The following is a 5,093-nucleotide window of genomic DNA, read 5'->3' as shown; positions in this document are numbered from 1 at the left end:
AGAGAGTATAAGGAAGTCCTTTTCTCCAATTATTGCTACAGAATTTATTATCTTTTCATTCGCAATACGGAACTGCGTTTAGCAGGGCGTTGTGCATAATTCTGATTCAATGATGAGAGCAAAATATATTTTTATACTCGGGTTCTTCACATTTTGGTTTTCTTCATATTCTCAAAACACAGATAACACATCATCCGAATTGAAAAATTGGATAGACTTCCAGTTTAATACCGCTATTGATTCCCTAAAAATTCCTGGAGCTACATTTGTGTTGGTCCAAGGTGACTCAATTGTACACTGTAAAGGTTATGGTTTGGCAGACATTGAAAAAAATATAGCTGTATCGGGTTCGACAACACTGTTTGGTATAGCATCTATTTCCAAAACCTTTGTTGGGGTATCAATAATGAAACTTTACGAACAGGGAAAAATTTCGCTTGACGAAGATGTAAACACATATCTCAAATCAGTTCAGCTGGATTATAAATTTGATAAGCCTATCACAATTAGAAACCTTCTAACGCATACAGGTGGTTTTGATGAGTCTAACCTAGAAAACCGCGTACGAACAGAAGAAGAATTTATTCCACTTAATGAATATGTTAAAAAACGAATACCACCACAGATAAGACCACCTGGAGAAGTCTTATCTTATTCAAATTTTGGTTACGCAATACTTGGTCTTATTGTTGAAGATGTTTCTGGTGTTCCATTCTACGAGTACCTAAGGCTAAATATTCTTGATCCACTAGATATGCATTTAAGTGGTTTTAAAAGGCAAGAATTTCACCAAAACAACTATTCGAAAAGTTATAACTTAAGAGGTAACAAGCTAGTTGCCTATAAAGACAGTTTTGTTCTACAATATCCTGCGGGCTCAATGACTTCGACAGCTAAGGAAATGAGCTATTACATGTCTATGCTTCTCAATTACGGCACATACAAGGATAAAAAACTATTAGATAGTCTAACCGTTTCAAAAATGTTTAGTTCTGCTTTTAAACATTATGACAAAGCCCAAAATAGTTGGTTATGGGGTTTTTATGAAGATCATTGGAATGGCTTTAGAATTGTAAAGCATGAAGGAGATATCGATGGTTTTGCTAGTACCTTGGCGCTTATTCCTAATCAAAATATAGGTATTTTTATTTCTATAAATGCTTCAAGCTTAAAAAATAGAACAAACAGAGGTTTTATTCAAGGGTTTACAGAAGTTTTATTTCAAAAAATGTTTCCCTCGTTTAATGGAAAAGAATTGTATACAGAAGCACCCCAAATAGGTTCGGTATCTAAACCTCTAAAAGCATTTGAAGGGACTTATCGACCAACACGGTACGCGCAGTCTACTTTGGAAAAGGTGGGCCTATTCATAGGACTTACACCTGAGATAAATATAACCACGAAGGATGGGCGTCTTTTTGTGGAAAAATTAAATGAAAGCCTTCTTCCAATTTCTGATCTTACATTTTTTGCTGAAAACAAGAAAAAGTATGTTGCTTTTAAAGAAGATAAAAATGGCGAAATATCATATTTCTTCAGGGATACGCAATCGTATCATAAAGTGAAATGGTTTGAATCCATTAGATTTCAACTAATTCTCATAGCAGGTATAGTCATCATCTTTGTAATTTTCATTATTGGAAGCTTAATCCGTAGATTTATTCTAAAAAAGAAGTTACAAACATTAGAAGAATTGAATTTTAGTATTTCTCTACTCAGTTTATTATTCTTATCCACATTTAGTTTAGTCTTAATGAAAACCGATCCCTACGAATTTCAATATGGTCTTCCTGTTTCTGCAAAAATTTCTTTGCTTTTACCGCCAATCATAATTGTTCTAATGATTTGGTCGGCTTTCGTTTTGATAAAATCCATTAGAAAAAGAAATGTAGGCTTGTGGAGACTCAACTATGTGATGGTGATCATAAATATTTTATGGATTGTCTGGTTAAACTTTTGGAATTTAATCGGATACAATTATTAAACTATGCACAACAACCTGTATAGCTCATTGGGGCTGAATTCCTAATTGGAATTCATTGCAATTTGCTATCTTTCGCATACGGCGGAAAATCATAGCTGGTTATCCGCAACGAGCCATACACAAAACCATTGTAGCCAATTAAAGAAATACAGAAGCAAATTTTCGAGCATATTTCCACAAAACTATAGATTAACTATAGTTAAAAGTTCAACGAATTGTATTCTTTAATTCCTTTTTCTGTCAGGTAAGGATAAATTGATTGTGTGATTATTTCCAAATATTCGACAATAGTCTTTTCTGAAATTTGTTTTTTTTCAATTTCAGCAGATGCCATCCAAAAATCTCCAAAGATTTGAAATCTCTTATACAAAAAGGTATATTCATTGGGAAGTTGCTCTTCTCGCATCAGCCCTCCTTGAACCAGCTGATCAAAAAAAGTGATAATTTGTGTTTTCCTTATATCTACAAGACTTTTGTAGTGCCTTTTAATCTTTTTGTTTTCACGCATAATTTGGATAAAATCAAAGAAGAAAAAACGGTACTTGAAAGAGTTCTGTAAGACTGCAGCTGTAATGTCTGAAAATAAGGTTAGCCCAATGTCCGCCCCCTTTATTTTATCCATGCTGTCATCCATTTCTTTCACCAACCGATAGTAGATTTCTTCGATAATATCTTCTCGTTTTTTGTAGTGATAATTCAAGTTGCCCTGACTTATACCCATTTCCTTGGCTATGGTGCGAAGCGTAACCTGTGACAAACCCTTCATATTGAATAAATGTAAAGCGGTATCTGCTATTTTTTGTTTTGTTTTCTTCATCCCTCTACGATAAAATAATTAGTAACTTTGACCTAATTAAAAATAAATTAGTAATTTTGACCTAAATTATTAAAACAATTATGAATCTATCAAAAGTTAGTTACAAAATTGCTTGTTGGGCATTTATCGTGGTTGGACTTGGTCATATTGCTACGGATTTAATTAGTCCTAAAACTTCTGAGCAAATAGGCTATATAAATACCATGAAAGAATTGATTATAACTATAGTAGGGACAGAAACCAATATCTACTCCTTTTACCAAGGTTTTAGCCTTATAATGGGTTTAATACTGGCATCTTACGGACTTATCAACTTGTTTTTTATACGAAACAACAAAACTAGCCTTGTACCCAAAAACATCTTTTTTTTAAACATATTAGTTGCATTGGTCTGTATGTTCCTAACAGTAAAATATCTTTTTGTTGTTCCAATCATACTTACTGGCTTAGCATTTTTTGGCTTCACTCTATCATTTATTCAGCAGAAAAACCAGCCTTAATGGACAAATATAACGCATTTATAAGTAACGATAAACTACATTTATGGCCAAAACTGGCTACAACAACGCATAAAAAACATAGCCAAAATTGGCTATATTTATAATTCCCCTTTTAAAACAAAAATCAAACGTGTGCGGAAAGAAACGATGCGAAAGGTCGGCTACGTTTTTTATACGAGGACATTAACTGCAAGCTGAACAAACCAAATGGGAAAAATTAATAATCCAATATTGCTTTTTGAAAAATGGTATGATAAGGAATTGAATCTTACCAAAGTTAGAATTCCAACAGCAGTTTGCTTATCAACTATTGGAATTGACAACTTTCCAAACGCAAGATTTGTATCCTTTAAAGAAATAATAAATGATTCTTTCATTATAACTGGACCACTGAATTCAAGAAAAGGAATTGAAATCAAAAATAATAGCAAAGTTTCATTGACTTTTTGGTGGACTGAAACAGAGCGACAAGTGAGAATTCAAGGAATAGCAACTGAAATTAAGGTAGAATTAGCAGAAAAATATTTTGACACAAGAAATATAAACTCAAAAGCTGTATCCTTAATTTGTGAACAAGGAAAAGAGGTTGATGATTTAAAGTTACTTGAAGACAAAATACAGAACAGAGTTGCTGAAAACAAAAAAATAGAGAAACCAAAAAACTGGAGCGGGTTTTCAATTAAACCTATACGAATTGAATTTATGGAGTTCAAAAAGACCAGATTTCACGACAGAAAACTTTATGAACTGAAAAATGATAAGTGGAACATAAAACAAATACAACCATAAAATGAAAAGCCAGCAGGTAACAATGTATAACCGCAATTACGGCGGATTCGACTACGTCCGAATCCACTCGGAATTGCTAACGTAAGTGCTAAACCGAAAAACATTAACTTTAAAACCATAACTGACGGTTATACGAGACCGTTGGCAATAATTAGGAGATAACTATAAATCCAAAATAAAATGAAAAATGTAATACTTATCCTTTTAACATTATTTTTGATTTCTTGCAATGAAAAAAATAGTCAATCGGAAATCAAAGCGACAGATGTAAACGAGATTGATATTCAAGCTGAATTAGCGTCTATTGAAGAGACTCGGAGCGGATTTCAATTAGCCATTAAAGAAAAACGCTATGCTGATTTAAGAAATTTTGGTACTAAAGATATAATATCATTAACACCCATTTGTGGGACTTGGGAAGAATATAAACGATTACGAAATGAACCTGTTGGTTCTTTTAGTTATGACAGTTTGATTATGAATCCTAAAGAAACAATTATTGTAAGTGATAGTATAGCTTATGACTTTGGAACAAGCTCTGTTTATTACACCAATGAAAAAGGTGAACCGGTAGAAATTGAGGATACCTTCTTGGCCATACTAAAAAAGGACAAGAGGGATGGAAAATGGAAATTACATAGAGAAGTAGCCACAACTAATAAATTGGAAAAATAACTATTGCCAACAATGTATAACCGCAATTACGGCGGATTCGACTACGTCCGAATCCATTCGGAATTGCTAAAGTCAGTGCCAAACCGAAAATTAACTCATATAAACCCGTAACTGACGGTTATACGAGACCGATGATAACACATTCGCCGAAGGCGAACTTCAATCTGCGCTGCTACGCAGACAAGGCATCTTAAAGTAGACGTGTTATCATCTCAAGGGTTAAACCAAATTAATATAACAGCTATACCTCAGACAATCGCCTTCGACGGGCTTCGAGCCAAAACGTGCGACATCGTCGGTTAAAAGTAATTTAGTTCATGAAACTTCT

General features: G+C 33.5%; 5 protein-coding genes. 4 read left to right on the top strand and 1 reads right to left on the bottom strand.

The annotated features are described in order from the left end of the window. Nucleotides 1-109 precede the first annotated feature (109 nt). On the top strand, nucleotides 110-1,984 hold the full coding sequence (locus LBU54_RS15015) for a serine hydrolase domain-containing protein (protein WP_224531894.1): 1,875 nt from the start codon (nucleotides 110-112) through the stop codon (nucleotides 1,982-1,984). Nucleotides 1,985-2,183: 199 nt separating this feature from the next. On the opposite strand, the gene LBU54_RS15010 is transcribed toward LBU54_RS15015, so the two are convergent. Then, nucleotides 2,184-2,801 (bottom strand): TetR/AcrR family transcriptional regulator, encoded by a 618-nt coding sequence (locus tag LBU54_RS15010; RefSeq protein WP_224531892.1) that lies wholly within the window; start codon nucleotides 2,799-2,801, stop codon nucleotides 2,184-2,186. A gap of 80 nt (nucleotides 2,802-2,881) precedes the next feature. Here LBU54_RS15010 and LBU54_RS15005 point away from each other — a divergent pair, with 80 nt between their 5' ends. The 3 genes from LBU54_RS15005 (at nucleotide 2,882) to LBU54_RS14995 (ending at nucleotide 4,765) form a co-directional block, all read left to right on the top strand. Continuing rightward, entirely contained in the window at nucleotides 2,882-3,301 is a 420-nt protein-coding gene (locus LBU54_RS15005; protein WP_224531890.1) for an LIC_13387 family protein, read from the top strand. 207 nt (nucleotides 3,302-3,508) lie between these two features. Continuing rightward, nucleotides 3,509-4,090: a pyridoxine/pyridoxamine 5'-phosphate oxidase gene (locus LBU54_RS15000; protein ID WP_224531889.1), complete on the top strand. Its 582-nt coding sequence runs from the start codon at nucleotides 3,509-3,511 to the stop codon at nucleotides 4,088-4,090. 180 nt (nucleotides 4,091-4,270) lie between these two features. Next, a complete protein-coding gene (locus LBU54_RS14995; protein ID WP_224531886.1) occupies nucleotides 4,271-4,765 on the top strand; it encodes a Cif family virulence factor in 495 nt (164 codons plus the stop codon). The last annotated feature ends 328 nt before the right edge of the window (nucleotides 4,766-5,093 follow it).

The organism is Winogradskyella alexanderae (assembly GCF_020166335.1).
GTDB classification, from domain to species: Bacteria; Bacteroidota; Bacteroidia; order Flavobacteriales; family Flavobacteriaceae; genus Winogradskyella; species Winogradskyella alexanderae.
This window is presented reverse-complemented; position numbering and strand designations above follow the sequence as displayed.

Excerpts from the sequence above, each read along its gene's own strand:
- LBU54_RS15015 (WP_224531894.1), top strand. The coding sequence starts at position 110 with ATGATGAGAGCAAAATATATTTTTATACTCGGGTTCTTCACATTTTGG.
- LBU54_RS15010 (WP_224531892.1), bottom strand. The coding sequence starts at position 2,801 with ATGAAGAAAACAAAACAAAAAATAGCAGATACCGCTTTACATTTATTC.
- LBU54_RS15005 (WP_224531890.1), top strand. The coding sequence starts at position 2,882 with ATGAATCTATCAAAAGTTAGTTACAAAATTGCTTGTTGGGCATTTATC.
- LBU54_RS15000 (WP_224531889.1), top strand. The coding sequence starts at position 3,509 with ATGGGAAAAATTAATAATCCAATATTGCTTTTTGAAAAATGGTATGAT.
- LBU54_RS14995 (WP_224531886.1), top strand. The coding sequence starts at position 4,271 with ATGAAAAATGTAATACTTATCCTTTTAACATTATTTTTGATTTCTTGC.